Genomic DNA, 14,570 nt, shown 5'->3' with positions numbered 1-14,570 from the left:
CGGGTATTGTAAAACAAACCTTTTTTACTGAAAGGATGAGGCCGATGTTTCACGCGGACCGGTTGATAGCAGCTTTTGACGGAAGTGATGATAGTAAAAAAGCGCTCCAAAAAGCCATAGACCTTTCAAAAACATTTCACGCGGATTTAACGGTCGTACATTCCCACAATGCAAAAGATACCCGGACGATTGTTGATCCCCCGAGGCCGGGAGCCGGGGCAACGTATATCGGCGGCGGGATTGCAAGCGTTCCTGACCCGCTCCAGGCGGAAAGAATCTCCCCTGATCCGATGATTTATGAAGACCGTACGGAAGAAATCGTTGCGGAAGCGAGAATGCTGATGAACGACAGCCAGATTGACGGGGATATCGACATTTTAGAAGGTGATCCCGCTGATGCCATTATCGAGCATGCCGACCGTATATCGGCGGATTTGATCGTCATGGGGAGCCGGGACCAGAACAGGCTGAAAAAACTTTTATTCGGAAGCGTCAGTGAAAAACTGTCATCGAAATCCGATATTCCCGTGCTGATCGTAAAATAATTCTTTCTGTAAAGCAGCTTAATCAAAAGCTGCTTTTTTTACAGCTCCCGGCTGTTTCTTCTTTTTTTCGGCATCACAAAAAAACTCGCCATGATCAAAAAATCGATGCACAATACGACAGACCAGCCCTTTAACAGTACGCTGAGCGCTTCGGTGCGGGAAGCGTCCTGAATGAGAAATACCGTTCCGGCTAAAAGAACGCCGCCGATGACAAATGCTAATACATGTCTTCCCCACCCTTTTGCATAATGTTTGGCATAATCCAGTCCGTACCGTTTGACCGGTTTTGCCCCTTCCTTGACCACATAATAGCGGAACCGCTCATCCGCCCATTGAATCATGCTTTTCCCGAAGGCGACAGACACTCCGATATAAATGGCCGCCACCGCATGCGCCATAGTCGCCGCCGCCCCTCTGTATAAATCAGCTGCAGCCGCCAGAAACAGTACGGCATCCAATAAAGGAATGAGAGCGAAAAAAAACATTCCGAGCTTTTGCCGCCTGAATATATAGCGCGCCGCCAATCCGAAGATGACAGCCGCCCAAAAAGCAGCCTCACAAATGACAATCAACCAAGCAATCGCGTTCAATCCGGTTCCCCCTTATCGTTTTCTAAAATGCATTGTATCACTGCTTTTTATTTAATACAACTGTATTGCAAAATTGCAAGAAAAAATATTTCCTGTTACACTGGAACCATGCCTAAAATAATCGATCATGAAAAAAGAAGAAAACAAATAGCCGAAGCCACTTGGCGGACGATTTTGGAGCGGGGAATGGAAGGAGCGACAGTGAGAAACATCGCCCAGGAAGCGGGTCTTTCTTTAGGCGCGCTGAGGCACTATTTCACCACCCAGGATGAGCTTTTAGGGTATGCGATGACACTCGTAAAAGAAAAAGCGGCCGCCAGAATTAACGAAGTTGCCATGAAAGATCTGCCGCCGAAAGAAAAAGCGGTGCGTCTGATGCTTGAAATCATCCCGACAGATGAAGAAACGATGGCTGAAATGGAGGTATGGTTCGCTTTCACAGCTTATGCCAGACATAAGGGAGAAGAGTTTCAACCCCAGCAGGACGGGATCTTGGCATATATCCGCGGTCTGATTGACTGGCTGGATGAAAATAAGCTTCTGAAACCGAATCTTGATAAAGAGATCGAAGCGGAGAAAATGTACGCCATCGCCGACGGATTGGCGCTGCATGCCATGCTTGAACCTGAGCGTCTTTCAAAAGAGAAGATCTCCCGTGTGCTCGTGCAGCATATCGAATCTCTTTTTATCTGACTGAAGCAAAAAGGCCGGATGTGTTCCGGCCTTTTTTCAGCTTATGACTGAACGCCGAGCTCCTGCTGAATGTGCGACTGAAAAGCCTCCTGAATCGTTTTGGCTACAGGTCCCGGCGCGCCGCTTCCGACCGGTTTTCCGTCAAGGGTTACGATCGGGATTAATTCAGCCGTCGTTGACGAGATGAAAATTTCATCCGCATCCCTGAGTTCGTCTTCGGTAAGAGCCTTCTCCCGCACCTCAATCCCGTTTTCTTTCATCAGCTCTAACAGTTTCATCCGCGTAATGCCGTTTAAAATCAGCTCATTTGCAGGATGCGTCCGGACAGTGCCGTTTATGACGGCGTATACATTGGAAGAGGTTCCTTCCGTAACCGCTCCGTCCCTTATCAGCACCGCTTCATAAGCGCCTGCTTCATAGGCTTTTTGTTTAATCATCACATTATACAGTAAATTCAGACTCTTAATGTCACACCTCAGCCAGCGTTTGTCTTCCGCCGTTATGGCCTGCGCTCCGGCTTTTTGTTCATTTTCCGGTTTTTTCACTGAAAAGGTGTATGCCGTCGTCTGCGGTTCCAATCCTTCGTCATACTGGTGCTTCCGCGGCGCCTTCCCTCTCGTCGTCTGTATATAGACCCCGCCGTCAATGAGTTTGTTTTCCTGTACGAGCTTTTGCAGATCCCATTCTATGTCCTCTGCGGAGAACGGCAGGGTGATGCCGATTTCTGCGGCGCTTCTGAAAAGACGGACGATATGCTCACGCAGACCGAATAAGGCGCCGTTATACACTCTGATGACCTCATACACACCGTCACCGAATTGATATCCGCGGTCCTCAATATCAACTGCCGCTTCTTCACGATCAATCAACTGGCCGTTTACTAATGTCTTCATGTAAACCCTCCTAATCGTTATCTGCCGTGATGTACATTCTCAGCTGTTATTGTCAACTATTCTATCATACTGAACGAGCCGGCTGCGGAGTTTATTTTTTTCTTAAAATCTTATTATTCGACATCTTTTCTATGTCTTTTCCAGTTTTGTTCCTGTATACTTGATTCGACATACATATGCTGTTAACTTATGGCACTTCGCAAGCCTCCGCTGTTATCGGCATTATGCAGAAACTTATGCTACTGGAGAGATTGTTATGCGCAACACAAAAGAAGGTGCTTCCCCTTCTCTGTTTTCATTGGCTTTTAAACTTACAAGTTTAGCAGTTTTGTGCGGACTGCTTCTGGTAATCGTCATAATGGGATATTCCGCTTCCGCCGCAAAAAACAAACAGGTCACCGTGACCGCAAACGGGCAGCTTCGGGATGAAGCAGAAAGCCTGCGGCTGAAAAATGATTCTCCCGACGTCTTAATGAAACATTTGCAGAAAGAGCGTGACCCAGGGAAAAAAACGGTATATTTAACCTTCGACGACGGGCCGTCTCCATATACTGAACAGCTGTTGAATGTATTGAAGGCAAATGGCGCAAAGGCCACTTTTTTTATGCTTGAACCGCGGATGAAAGCCTATAAGCATTCCGTGCAAAGAGCGAAGCAGGAAGGAATCGCGCTCGGCCTGCACGGCGTGACGCACGATAATCACCTGTTTTATCAAACACCGACATCACCGCTGAACGAAATGCAGCAGGGACGCGATACGCTCGAGGCAATCACCGGAGTAAAAACGGATCTTGTCCGCACGCCATACGGCAGTAAACCGTCATTGACGGCTGCCCAGATTAAGAATCTCGAAAAAGGCGGATTCGTGTACTGGGACTGGACGATAGACAGTGAAGACTGGAAGTACAAAAACGCACGGTACGTGCCGGAAGTATTGAATCAGCTCGCATATTTGGAAAGCGTTCATACGAGCAGGCCGCATGTCATTTTAATGCACGATCTGCCTGCGACGGTGCACGCTTTGCCTAGCCTGATCCAAAAACTGAAAGCCCAGGGCTACTCCTTTGATGTTCTGACGGATCAAATGATTCCCGTCCATGAATAAGAAAAGCCGGATCTGTATATGATCCGGCTTTTTTATGTCGCGGCGCTGATCCGTTTTGCAAATTCACCGATCTTCTCATGGATGACAAGATCAAATAAATGGTCGCAATATGTCGGCTCAAGGTTAATGATCACCTGCTTCAAACCGGGAATCCGGCCCGCATCCTCAGGGACAAACCTTGCCGGCGCCACTTCAAGCGAAGTGCCGATCACAAGAAGAAGATCAGCTTTATCAAGCTTTTCATAAAGGGTTTCAAAATGCTGAACGAGATCGCCGAACAGCACGACATCCGTTTTTAATACGGTGCCGCATACCGCATGATCACCGATTTCCGCCGTACATTCCGGCACTTCGTCCTTCAGCAGATGAGAAAGCCCGTAGCGCGCTCCGCAGCGGGGGCATGCGGCGGTCTGAATTGAACCGTGAAGCTCATAGACACTGCTGCTTCCCGCTTTCTTATGCAGCCCGTCAATATTCTGCGTGAAAATGTCTACCTGCTTTCCCCGCTTTTCAAGATCCGCCAAATACGTATGGCCGGCATTCGGCTCATAGCCTCCGCTCATTTTCATCTGAAAGAGCTGTTTGAATTTAGGCCAGAATTCACGCGGACGGCGTTCAAAGTATTCCCTGCTCATCGCTTCCATTCTGGAGGTGTCTTCGGTCCATATACCGCCCGCCGAACGAAAATCAGGAATGCCGGATTCCGTGCTCATTCCCGCTCCCGTCAGCACCACGATACGTTCCGCCTGATTGATCAATGTCATAAACGCTTCCACTCTTCCACCGCCTTTTCTTTTTATCATATCATGAAAAAAGAACGGCGCCTGTTATGCCCGTTCTTTTTCTCCGGAATGATCCTTCACATGAACCGGATCATCGTGGCTCTTCTGTTTTACGAATACATTCTGGCCCGGATAGGCGAACTCCACGCCTTCCTCAGCAAAAATATCAATAATCCGGCGGTTGATATCCTGCCGCACGTCCAAGCTTTCCGCCCAGACGATGGTCTTTGTGTAAAAGTTGAAAAACAGATTATAATAGCTGTCCGCAAACACGTCAAAGTTAACCATAATCGTATCATCATGCACGCCTTCATGTTCACGAAGCATTTCTCTGAGCCTTGTGATGCACCGCTCTAAACGATCAATCGGCGTCGCATAAGAAACACGAACAGAAAACGTGACCTGGCGCTTCGTCATCCTCGTCCAGTTTGTGATGGCTTCCATAGACAGCGTTGAATTGGGCACGGTAACAAGCGCCCCCTGCGCCGTCCGGAACCTTGTGCTTCGGAATGTGATATCTTCAACGCCCCCCGTTACAGATGACGTCTCGACCCAGTCGCCGATCGTAAACGGCTTTTCCGTAATGATGATAATGCCGCCGAAAAAATTGCTGATCGTATCTTTAGCCGCGAGCGCGAAGGCCAATCCGCCAAGTCCGAGTCCGGCCACGAACCCGTTTACATCATAATTGAATTCCTGCGCGATCACACTGACGCTGAGCGCCAGAATGACAAAGCGCAGCACCTTGGATAAAAACGGCGCCAAAATGTCATCCATATCAAGCTCAAAACGCTGATTGACTTTATGAAATAAAAACGAAGACGCCGATGTCAGATTGCAAAGCCCCCAGGCGATCAGCGCAACGATCAGAGAGCGGTACAATTTTTTGACAATGTCCATCTGCCCGTCTAAAAACGGCGAATACTCAATCGCCAAAAACAGACCCAGCGCCACGAAAAACCATCTGGCCGGCTTGTCAAACGCTACGGCAATCTGTTTGAATATGTCGGTTTTCGGCTTGTTCGCCAATTTGTAAACGAGCTGAAAAAAGTATTTGACAAACAGTTTTCTCAAAACGAGAAAAGCCGCTAAAATTCCGATGCTGATACTGATCTGCGAAATATGGTCAAGCGTAAAAAAGCTCTGAAATTGTGTCATCATGGCATGCTCCTTTGTCTTGTCGAAAATCTATTATACTAAAACATTCGGACATCAGCTTCTTTTAATGTCTTTAGGCAGCCTGAAAAACCCCGGCATCAGAGCACAGCCGGGGTTTTCACACATTCGTTCATCTTTCAGCCAGATACAACAGGGTCAGGCACTATTTCTTCTTTGATTGTGTCTGTTTCAGGAGAGTCGCTTTTTGGATTTCAGCATCGGTTTCGGCCTTAATTCTTTCTTCCACTTTCAATCTCCCTTTTCCCATGATCTCGCCTCCTTTTTGCCATTATAAATCATCACTGCGGATTGTAAACCGAAAAAAGCACTATCTTTATTCCAAAAAAATACTGTTTCGCACATTCACCAGTTTGAATCGCTGTGCATATACGAATCTGATATAATAACAGAAATGCCCATGAGGGGAGCTGACAAGCTTGTATACCATCGCTCATCGCGGCGCATCCGGTTACGCGCCCGAAAATACATTTGCGGCATTTGATATCGCTGCCGAAATGAACGCTGATTTCATTGAGCTTGACGTCCAGCTCACAAAAGACGGCCAGATTGTCGTCATCCATGATGACAAAGTCGACCGGACGACGGACGGCTCCGGTTTTGTAAAAGATTTTACGCTGAAGAAGCTGCAGTCTCTGGATGCCGGCAGCTGGTATGGGGCTGAGTTTAAAGGGGAGCGGATTCCCCTGCTCGAAGAGGTTCTGAAGCGTTATCATTCTGAAATCGGATTTTTAATTGAACTGAAGGGGCACGTTTCTCAAATCGGTCTTGAAAAAGCAGTCGGCCAGCTGTTAAGCAGGTTTTCCTTTTCCATCCGCCCTATCGTTCAATCATTCAGCCTCAAGTCAATTCAGACCTTTCACGACATGTATCCGTCCGTTCCGACTGCAATAATTGCAAGACCCAGCTTCGGGATGTTTTCCAAAAGCCAGCTGGCCGCCTACAAATCAGCCGTAAATTATGTCAATATTAAATATACCCGCCTGAATCGGTTCTTGATTTCCACCGCTCACAGACACGGCCTGAAAGTATTTGCCTGGACGGTCAGAAATCAAAAGACGGCCGAAAAACTGCAAATGATGGCAGTTGACGGCATTGTAACTGATTTTCCGGATTTTATTTCTAAGGATGGCTGATATGAAACAATACATCGCAATTTTTATCGGAGGCGCGCTTGGCGCATTGCTCCGCTTTGAAATGAGCGCGCACATTCACAGCGGTTCTTTCCCGGCGGCCACTTTCCTCGAAAATACGGCGGGAAGCCTTTTACTCGGTCTTATTACGGGTTATTTCATCATTCGGGCTAAACGCCCTCTTTTGACCGCCTTTTTAGGAACCGGTTTTTGCGGAGGCTTCACGACGATGTCAACCTTCGCAAAAGAAACCATTTTTCTGCTGCAATCGTCTCCCGCAGCGGCTTTTTGTTATTTTGCCGCGACATTAGTCTCTGGCATTACCCTTGCATGTGCCGGCATTTTCTGGGGACGGCGGATTGCCCTTCACGCAGCGGGAAGGGGGCATGATACGCCATGACGATTGTCCTGATGCTTATCGCAGCGGGTATCGGAGCGGTATTACGGTCTCTGCTGGGTAAAACAATTTCAGAAAGAACAAAAGGTTTTCCGATGCCGCTTGGAATGGCTGCGGTCAACCTGCTCGGCTCCTTCGGCCTCGGCATGTTCACCGGCCTGGGTCTGGATAATCCTTCTGCCGGCATCATCATCGCGACGGGCTTTTTCGGTGCGTTTACGACCTTTTCCACGTTCAGTATTGAAGCCGTGCAGCTGATGATGAACAATCGCATAAAGGAAAGCCTGCTCTACATCGCTGTTTCAGCAGCCGGAAGCCTTTTGGCGTTCTGGTGCGGCTTTGTTATGATATCCATTTAAAAAAACCTTGAGCTTATTTTTCGCTCAAGGTTGCGTTATGAAGCATGACCGTTTCAGGCACGGGCAGCTGGCGGTTTATTGTTCCCTGACCGCCCGGGCGGCCCTGTTCTTCTTTGAGTTCAAGCTGTTTAATAAACCGGCCGTCCATTTCTAATATGAGGGCAGTGTATCCCCCGATTTGTATCGACTCACCCGCACAGATGTCAATATTCCGTTTCAGCACAAGACCGCCGATCGTGTCGACTTCCTCTTCAATCCCTGCGCCGAGAAGATGATTCACCTGATCAATCCGAACCTTTCCGTCCAGCACATAATGGCGTTCGGACAGCTTTTGAATCTGCGGCTGTTCGTCCTCATCAAATTCGTCTCTGATATCGCCGACGATTTCTTCAAGGATGTCTTCGGTCGTCACAAGACCGGACGTTCCGCCGTATTCATCAGACAATATCGCCAAATGAATCCGTTCTCTCTGCATTTTTATCAGCAGGTCGTGTATCGGGATCGTCTCGATGACTTCAATCACCGGGCGGACGTAAGACGTGATGGATACTTCCGCTTTTTCATCTTCTGTCATAAACAGCAGATCTGAAAAGAGATGCTTCGTATTGATCATGCCGATGACGCTGTCTTTGTCCCCGTCCGTTACGGGCCAGCGCGTATATTTGTCTTTCAGCATCATATCAAGCATTTCCGGCACGTCCATATCAGTGGAAACAGCCGCGATTTCTTTTCTCGGGATCATGATTTCCTTGGCGATCCGATTATCAAAATCAAAAATTTTATTCACAAACGTATATTCAGACGGATTGATTTCTCCGTTTTTTAAACTTTCTGACAGCAGGATCCGCAGCTCTTCTTCAGAGTGGGAGCCTTCATGCTCAGATGCCGGCTTTAATCCGGCCAAACCGGTCAGAATTCTCGCGGAGCCGTTCAGCACCCAAATAAACGGGAACATGAACACGTAAAATAACCGAAGCGGTCCGGCAATCCATAACGTCAGCTTTTCCGCTTTTTGAATCGCAACCGTTTTAGGCGCAAGCTCACCGACGACGACATGTAAAAACGTAATCAGCCCGTACGCCGCAGCAAAAGCAATCACATGCTCGGCTGAATCCGGCAGCCCCATACCCTGAAACACAGGATGAAGCATCCGCTCAAATGCAGGCTCTCCCAGTACGCCGAGCCCGATGGAGGTGAGTGTAATGCCAAGCTGCGAGGCGGATAAATACTCATCAAGATCCGTAATGATACGCTTTGCGAGCACCGCCCGTCTGTTCCCTTCTGAAATGAGCTGATCAATTCTGGATCTTCTCACTCTGACGATCGCAAATTCACTCGCCACGAAAAATGCCGTTAACGCAATGAGCACACCGATTAAAATCAAACTGTCAATATCGTCCATTTCACCTTATCCCGAATTGAAGGATAAGGACGTCACCTCCTGATTTCATCGTTTTTTCTTAAGCGAGAGGAACGAAATGGGTGATTGACTACACAGAGGGCCCCATCCTGCCACCTCCTAAGTCAAAGCATGATTGTCATTTGTATAGTTTATTGTATCACAACTCCATTCTTTCATCATTTTCAGATTTTTTATCATATAAAAAACAGCCTTCAAAAAGAAGGCTGCCGTTATCTGCTTCGGAAATGATTTTCTAAACAAAGCGCCGTATTAATCCCCCCGAATCCCATGCTTAAGCTTAACGCATGGTGTACGGTATGGGCGCTCGGCCCGTCGGTCACCCACTGAAAAGAATCATCAATCGGCTCCGTTAAGTTTCGGATCGGATGAAGCTTGTTTTCCCGCATTTGCAAGAGAGCAGCAATGATTTCCACCGTTCCGGCCGCACTCAGACCGTGTCCGGTAATCGATTTTGTCGCATTAATCCGCGCGTGCGACAGGCCGCTTTCAGAAAGCGCCCGGCATTCAGTCTTATCACCGATCGGCGAACCGGTGCCGTGCGGGTTGATGTAATCGATCTCTTTTGCTGAAAGACCGGCCCGCTCCAGCGCCTGGCGGATCACCGTCATTTCGCCCTCTGCTGAAGGATTCGGGTTGCGGTTCGCATCGGAAGCCATCCCCCAGCCCTTTAAGCCGGCCCACGAACGCGCGCCCCTCTCTTCGGCAGATTCAGCGCGTTCCAGCACAATCGCCCCGCACGCCTCTCCGAATATAAACCCGTCCGTATGCCGGTCAAACGGGCGGCAGGCGGCTTCAGGCCGTTCAGCGTATGTATCAGTGCCCATCGCTCCCAAAGAACGGAGAGCATGACACTCCATGTACGACAGATCGGCCAGCGCCCCGATCACGATGCATCGGTCAAACAGGCCTCCTTTGATTCCTTGAGCAGCCTGAATAACCGCCGCCTGGCCGCTTGCCGACGCGCCGCCGACCGTAAAGGCCGGCCCTTTTATCCCGAATTGCTCCGTACAAAGCCCCGACAAATCACTATCCATAAAAGAAAGCCCGTATGTCGGATTTACAAATTGCGGCGTTTCACCGTTTTTCTCAAAGACCTGCAGCAATTCGCGCTGCGTCATATTCGAGCCGCCGATGATCAGACCGGTGCGGCTGTGGTCAGCGCCGTCTAATTGAGCGTCATGCCACGCTTCATATAAAGCGATAAGCGCCGTCTTTCCTGATAATGCGGCCCTTCGGTACAAGCGCTTGGACAGCGCGTCCGGCGGCGTTAATCCGCTAAGCTCCGCGCCGATAAACGAACTGCCTTTCTGCCGGCCGGGCCGTTTCATCACATCAAAGGCGTGCCGCCCCTCCATGAGCGCATCGAGAAACGCCTCCTTGCCTTGTCCGACCGCGGTTAAGACTCCGATTCCTGTAATGCTGATGTCTGACGTGCCATTATTTCTCCTCGACATTTGTCCGTTCTCCCATCTTTATGTATTGGAAGCTATGAAGAAAAATCTTGATACAGTGCTTTGAAAATATCGCGCGACTGTCTGATCTGTTCTGAAGGCACGCTGAAAGATAATCGGAAATAGCCGCTTTTTCCAAATCCGCTGCCGGGTACGATCAATAGTTTGTATTTCTGTGCGGCATGCATGCAGAACGCCACCTCGTCTTCAATCGGTGATTTCGGAAAGACGAAAAAGCCTCCTTTCGGCATTTCAAATTCGAAGCCGGCTTCTGTGAGGATGTCCACCATAAGGTCTCTCCGCTTTCTGTAAGGTTCAGCGTCAATCGAAAGATCATCCATTTTCGCCACGGCGCGCTGCATCATGACCGGAGCGTTCACAAAGCCGAGCGTCCGGTTGCAGAAAACGAACGCATCCGTCAGAAGATCGCCCTCAGGCATTTGGGCGTCTGCCGCGATATACCCGAGCCTTTCCCCCGCAATGCCGAGATCTTTACTGAACGAACTGACTAAAATCACGCGGTGATACGCCTGAAACGGATTCGCCTGCTCTTCTCCGTAGATCAGCTGGCTGTACGGTTCATCAAATAAAATAAATATGCTTTGGCCGTTCCGCTCTTCGGCTTCTTTTAATAAGGCGCCCAATTCGTTAAGGTTTTTCTGGCTGAGCACAGTCCCCGTCGGATTATGCGGCGTATTAACGATCAGTCCTTTCGTACGGGGGGTGATCGCACCTTTAACCGCTTCAATATCAATCTCAAATGAGTCAGTCAGCGGGCGGATGACGGGTCTGCCGCGGTAATTTTCAACATACGCTTTATATTCCGCAAAATAAGGCGAAAGAAGGATGACTTCTTCCTCCGGGTTTAAAATGCTCTTCAGCGCGACATTCAGCGCCCCTCCGGCTCCGACCGTCATGACTGTATGCCTGGCGGAAATTTCTGTCTGAAACCGCTCTGACAAAAAGCGCGCAGCCTTTTCTCTCGCCTCCGGAAGCCCCTGGTTTTGTATGTATCCGTGCCGCCCTGTTTCAGCCGCTTCGCAAAGCGCCTTTTTAAACGTTTCAGGCGGCTCCGCAACCGGATTTCCTATTGAAAAGTCAAACACCTTATCGGCGCCGAACTCTTTTTTCAGCCGCGCGCCTTCATCAAATAGTTTGCGTATCCATGAACCTTTCTCCAGATTCTGTGTCACTTCCCGTGATAAACCGGCCACTGTCATCTGTCCCTTCTGTCTTTTTCTTCCGTTTCTATTTACAATGATTATGAAAGATTTACCTGGCGCAGTCAACGCTTTTTCAGACAGCCCGCCGCGCCGTTTCAGGAGAAAGACGGAAAACAATAAACTTGTGCAAACTCCCCTTCATATATTAAACTATTCTCATAACTATAACGTGATGGTTGGGGAGGGATTTAGATGGGGCTGAGACTTATCGCATCAGTGAATTAGCAGAGCTTGCCGGTGTAACGAAACGCACGGTGGATTACTACACAAACCTCGGGCTTTTAAAGCCTGACAGGTCTTGTTCGAACTATCGTTACTACGATACACTTGCACTTAATCGGTTAAAGTTTATAGTCGCTTGTAAAAAGCAGCGATTGGCCCTGTCTGATATAAAAGATCGACTGGAGAACCAGTTTCCCTCTTCAGCCCTGCCTGACGATATTGGAAATCTGGCATCGGAAATTGATCACATGAATCAAAACATCTCCGTGATCTTGAATCGGTTTGAAAAGCTTGAACCAGAGGAGCGCGCCCAGCTGAAAAAAAGGCTGGCTCCAGAAAAGCTTGCAGTGCTTCAATCATTTATGCTGCTGTTAAGTTAAACCATTATCTTACTAACAGGAGGTGTTACCTTCATCTTCCCAAAAGGAGTGAAGGTTCTAATTGGACATTGTGAATTTGATTTTAGTCGCGGTTTTAATCGCGCTGACGGCATTTTTCGTAGCATCTGAGTTTGCGATAATCAGAATCAGAGGCTCACGGGTTGACCAGCTTATAGCAGAAGGAAATAAAGCCGCAATCGGTGTCAAAAAAGTGACCACGCATTTAGATGAGTATTTATCGGCGTGCCAGCTCGGCATAACATTGACTTCCATCGGTCTTGGTGTCTTAGGCGAATCAACGATTGAACGCTTGCTTCATCCGCTTTTCACAAAGATAAACGTACCAAGCTCATTATCGCATATTATTTCATTTATTCTCGCCTACGCGATCATTACATTCTTACACGTGGTCGTGGGAGAATTGGCGCCGAAAACAGTCGCCATCCAGAAAGCGGAAGCCGTTTCAATGCTGTTTTCGAAACCGCTCATTTGGTTTTACCGCATCATGTTCCCGTTTATCTGGCTTCTGAACAACTCCGCCCGTCTTTTAACGAAGACGTTCGGTCTGGAGACGGTGTCTGAAAATGAGCTTGCCCACTCTGAAGAAGAGCTGCGCATCATTTTATCGGAAAGCTATAAAAGCGGTGAAATCAACCAGTCTGAATTTAAATATGTGAACAAAATCTTTGAATTTGACGACAGACTTGCAAAAGAAATCATGATTCCGCGTACGGAAATCGTCAGTCTGCCGCATGATATCAAAATTTCTGAAATGATGGACATCATTCAGATTGAAAAATATACCCGGTACCCTGTCGAAGAGGGTGACAAAGATAATATTATCGGCGTTATTAACATTAAAGAAGTGCTGACCGCCTGCATAAGCGGCGAAGTATCAGTCGACTCGCCGATTACCGATTTTGTCAATCCGATCATCCATGTGATTGAGTCGGCACCGATTCACGATCTGCTTGTAAAAATGCAGAAGGAACGGGTTCATATGGCGATTCTGTCGGATGAATACGGCGGCACCGCGGGGCTTGTCACCGTTGAAGACATTATTGAAGAAATCGTCGGGGAAATCCGTGATGAATTTGATATCGATGAAATCAACGAAATCCGCAAACTCGGCGACGGCCATTACATGCTTGACGGCAAGGTCCTGATTGATCAAGTGAACGAACTCCTCGGCATCCATTTGGAAAATGACGAGGTCGACACCATCGGCGGCTGGTTCCTTACCCAGAAATACGACGTCGAACAATACGACTCGATTATCGAAGAAGGCTGTGAATTTATCATTAATGAAATTGACGGCCACCACGTCGCATATATCGAAGTGAAAAAACTGGCGTTTGATGAACTGCTGGAAACCGCCGAACAAAAAGAAGCATAACAAAAAAGCTTGCGCGTCTGATACAGACGGCAAGCTTTTTTTCATTTACAATTGTTCAAGTTTTTTCTCAAGCTCTTTAATTCTGGCATTCAGCTCTTCTGTCATGGCCGCAAGCCTCTCCTTCGGCGCAAGATCGGAAAAGTCCTCCAAAAAAATCGGCTCGCCGATGATAAGCCGCATTTTTCCCTTTTTAAACAGCGCTTTACCCGTAGACGGCCCTTTATATGCGGCCGGAACGAGCGGCGCTTTTCCCATTTGGGCGATGGTCACGGCCCCTCTTTTCAGCGGGACGTCTTCTGATGTTCTCGTGCCGCTCGGAAAAATCCCGACAATCTTTCCTTCCTTCAGAAGCTTAATCGGCGTTTTAATGCTGCTCGGGCCCGGATTTTCACGGTCAACCGGGAACGCGTGAATCTTCTTCAAAAAACGTCCGATCCACTTTTTCTGAAACAGCTCTTTTTTCGCCATATAATGAATCTGATGGGGCAATATCCCGACACCGAGCGTTAGGACGTCCACCCAGCCCGCATGCGTGCACGCGATAACGAATCCTTTATCAGACGGAAGATTCTCTTTATTGTACACTTTCACTCCTCCGCGCAGGGATAGAATGCATTTGATGGCATTTGCACAAAACTTATACATAACGCACTTCCTTTGTTGTAATGATCAAAAGTGTTCTCTCTCTATTATAACAATATTTTTTATTACCTGGTACTAATAATTATATTTTTCCTCCGCCGATCTCTATCTTTTATGACGGATTTTGGGTACTATAGAGAAATGGTGTTTGATGAGGTGA

Annotated in this window: 17 protein-coding genes; 8 read left to right on the top strand and 9 right to left on the bottom strand. The window is 48.1% G+C overall.

Annotated features, from left to right (window positions below):
* Window positions 1–44 precede the first annotated feature (44 nt).
* Window positions 45–545: a universal stress protein gene (locus GNE05_RS05300; protein WP_007409250.1), complete on the top strand. Its 501-nt coding sequence runs from the start codon at window positions 45–47 to the stop codon at window positions 543–545.
* A gap of 38 nt (window positions 546–583) precedes the next feature.
* On the opposite strand, the gene GNE05_RS05295 is transcribed toward GNE05_RS05300, so the two are convergent.
* Window positions 584–1,135 carry a hypothetical protein gene (locus tag GNE05_RS05295; protein WP_014417310.1) on the bottom strand — a complete coding sequence of 184 codons (552 nt, stop codon included), beginning with the start codon at window positions 1,133–1,135 and terminating at the stop codon, window positions 584–586.
* A 108-nt stretch (window positions 1,136–1,243) separates the two neighbouring features.
* On the opposite strand from GNE05_RS05295, the gene GNE05_RS05290 reads away from it, so the two are divergent.
* Window positions 1,244–1,828, top strand: a complete 585-nt coding sequence (locus GNE05_RS05290; protein ID WP_012117186.1) for a TetR/AcrR family transcriptional regulator — start codon at window positions 1,244–1,246, stop codon at window positions 1,826–1,828.
* A gap of 41 nt (window positions 1,829–1,869) precedes the next feature.
* Here the strand turns inward: GNE05_RS05290 and dat are convergent, their stop codons facing one another.
* On the bottom strand, window positions 1,870–2,721 hold the full coding sequence (dat, locus tag GNE05_RS05285; protein WP_014417308.1) for a D-amino-acid transaminase: 852 nt from the start codon (window positions 2,719–2,721) through the stop codon (window positions 1,870–1,872).
* Window positions 2,722–2,977: 256 nt separating this feature from the next.
* Between dat and GNE05_RS05280 the strand changes: the two genes are divergently transcribed.
* The gene (locus tag GNE05_RS05280) at window positions 2,978–3,826 is read left to right on the top strand and encodes a polysaccharide deacetylase family protein (RefSeq protein ID WP_014417307.1); all 849 of its coding nucleotides are present in this window, start codon (window positions 2,978–2,980) and stop codon (window positions 3,824–3,826) included.
* Between the two features lie 32 nt (window positions 3,827–3,858).
* On the opposite strand, the gene GNE05_RS05275 is transcribed toward GNE05_RS05280, so the two are convergent.
* The 3 genes from GNE05_RS05275 to GNE05_RS05265 all read right to left on the bottom strand — a co-directional run bounded on the left by GNE05_RS05275 (window position 3,859) and on the right by GNE05_RS05265 (window position 6,034).
* Window positions 3,859–4,590 carry an NAD-dependent protein deacylase gene (locus GNE05_RS05275; RefSeq protein WP_370531147.1) on the bottom strand — a complete coding sequence of 244 codons (732 nt, stop codon included), beginning with the start codon at window positions 4,588–4,590 and terminating at the stop codon, window positions 3,859–3,861.
* A gap of 63 nt (window positions 4,591–4,653) precedes the next feature.
* Complete coding sequence (locus GNE05_RS05270) at window positions 4,654–5,769, bottom strand: mechanosensitive ion channel family protein (RefSeq protein WP_014417305.1); 1,116 nt, start codon at window positions 5,767–5,769, stop codon at window positions 4,654–4,656.
* Between the two features lie 160 nt (window positions 5,770–5,929).
* A complete protein-coding gene (locus GNE05_RS05265; protein WP_003155299.1) occupies window positions 5,930–6,034 on the bottom strand; it encodes a YhdX family protein in 105 nt (34 codons plus the stop codon).
* Window positions 6,035–6,203: 169 nt separating this feature from the next.
* Between GNE05_RS05265 and GNE05_RS05260 the strand changes: the two genes are divergently transcribed.
* Genes GNE05_RS05260 through crcB form a run of 3 tightly spaced genes read left to right on the top strand, consistent with a single transcriptional unit; the run spans window position 6,204 to window position 7,673 of the window.
* Window positions 6,204–6,920, top strand: coding sequence for a glycerophosphodiester phosphodiesterase (locus tag GNE05_RS05260; protein ID WP_160182531.1), 717 nt, complete (start codon window positions 6,204–6,206; stop codon window positions 6,918–6,920).
* A 1-nt stretch (window position 6,921) separates the two neighbouring features.
* Complete coding sequence (locus GNE05_RS05255) at window positions 6,922–7,317, top strand: fluoride efflux transporter FluC (RefSeq protein WP_069006985.1); 396 nt, start codon at window positions 6,922–6,924, stop codon at window positions 7,315–7,317.
* The gene (crcB, locus tag GNE05_RS05250; protein ID WP_012117180.1) at window positions 7,314–7,673 is read left to right on the top strand and encodes a fluoride efflux transporter CrcB; all 360 of its coding nucleotides are present in this window, start codon (window positions 7,314–7,316) and stop codon (window positions 7,671–7,673) included. Before GNE05_RS05255 ends, crcB begins: the two co-directional genes overlap by 4 nt.
* Before the next feature lie 13 nt (window positions 7,674–7,686).
* Here crcB and GNE05_RS05245 read toward each other — a convergent pair whose 3' ends face one another.
* From GNE05_RS05245 to GNE05_RS05235, 3 genes are all read right to left on the bottom strand, one after another.
* Complete coding sequence (locus GNE05_RS05245) at window positions 7,687–9,075, bottom strand: hemolysin family protein (RefSeq protein WP_007610337.1); 1,389 nt, start codon at window positions 9,073–9,075, stop codon at window positions 7,687–7,689.
* Window positions 9,076–9,305: 230 nt separating this feature from the next.
* The gene (locus tag GNE05_RS05240) at window positions 9,306–10,550 is read right to left on the bottom strand and encodes a beta-ketoacyl synthase N-terminal-like domain-containing protein (protein ID WP_160182530.1); all 1,245 of its coding nucleotides are present in this window, start codon (window positions 10,548–10,550) and stop codon (window positions 9,306–9,308) included.
* 32 nt (window positions 10,551–10,582) lie between these two features.
* Window positions 10,583–11,767, bottom strand: a complete 1,185-nt coding sequence (locus GNE05_RS05235; RefSeq protein ID WP_160182529.1) for a pyridoxal phosphate-dependent aminotransferase — start codon at window positions 11,765–11,767, stop codon at window positions 10,583–10,585.
* Window positions 11,768–11,946: 179 nt separating this feature from the next.
* On the opposite strand from GNE05_RS05235, the gene GNE05_RS05230 reads away from it, so the two are divergent.
* Both GNE05_RS05230 and GNE05_RS05225 read left to right on the top strand, forming a co-directional pair.
* On the top strand, window positions 11,947–12,372 hold the full coding sequence (locus GNE05_RS05230; RefSeq protein ID WP_007409263.1) for a Cu(I)-responsive transcriptional regulator: 426 nt from the start codon (window positions 11,947–11,949) through the stop codon (window positions 12,370–12,372).
* A 61-nt stretch (window positions 12,373–12,433) separates the two neighbouring features.
* Window positions 12,434–13,768, top strand: coding sequence for a hemolysin family protein (locus GNE05_RS05225; protein ID WP_003155308.1), 1,335 nt, complete (start codon window positions 12,434–12,436; stop codon window positions 13,766–13,768).
* Window positions 13,769–13,813: 45 nt separating this feature from the next.
* On the opposite strand, the gene GNE05_RS05220 is transcribed toward GNE05_RS05225, so the two are convergent.
* Window positions 13,814–14,413 (bottom strand): lysophospholipid acyltransferase family protein, encoded by a 600-nt coding sequence (locus GNE05_RS05220; protein ID WP_007409265.1) that lies wholly within the window; start codon window positions 14,411–14,413, stop codon window positions 13,814–13,816.
* Between the last annotated feature and the right edge of the window lie 157 nt (window positions 14,414–14,570).

Source organism: Bacillus sp. AM1(2019) (assembly GCF_009906915.1).
Lineage (GTDB): Bacteria > Bacillota > Bacilli > Bacillales > Bacillaceae > Bacillus > Bacillus velezensis.
The sequence above is the reverse complement of the archived record's forward strand: the minus strand, read 5'-3'. Positions and strand labels throughout refer to the sequence as shown.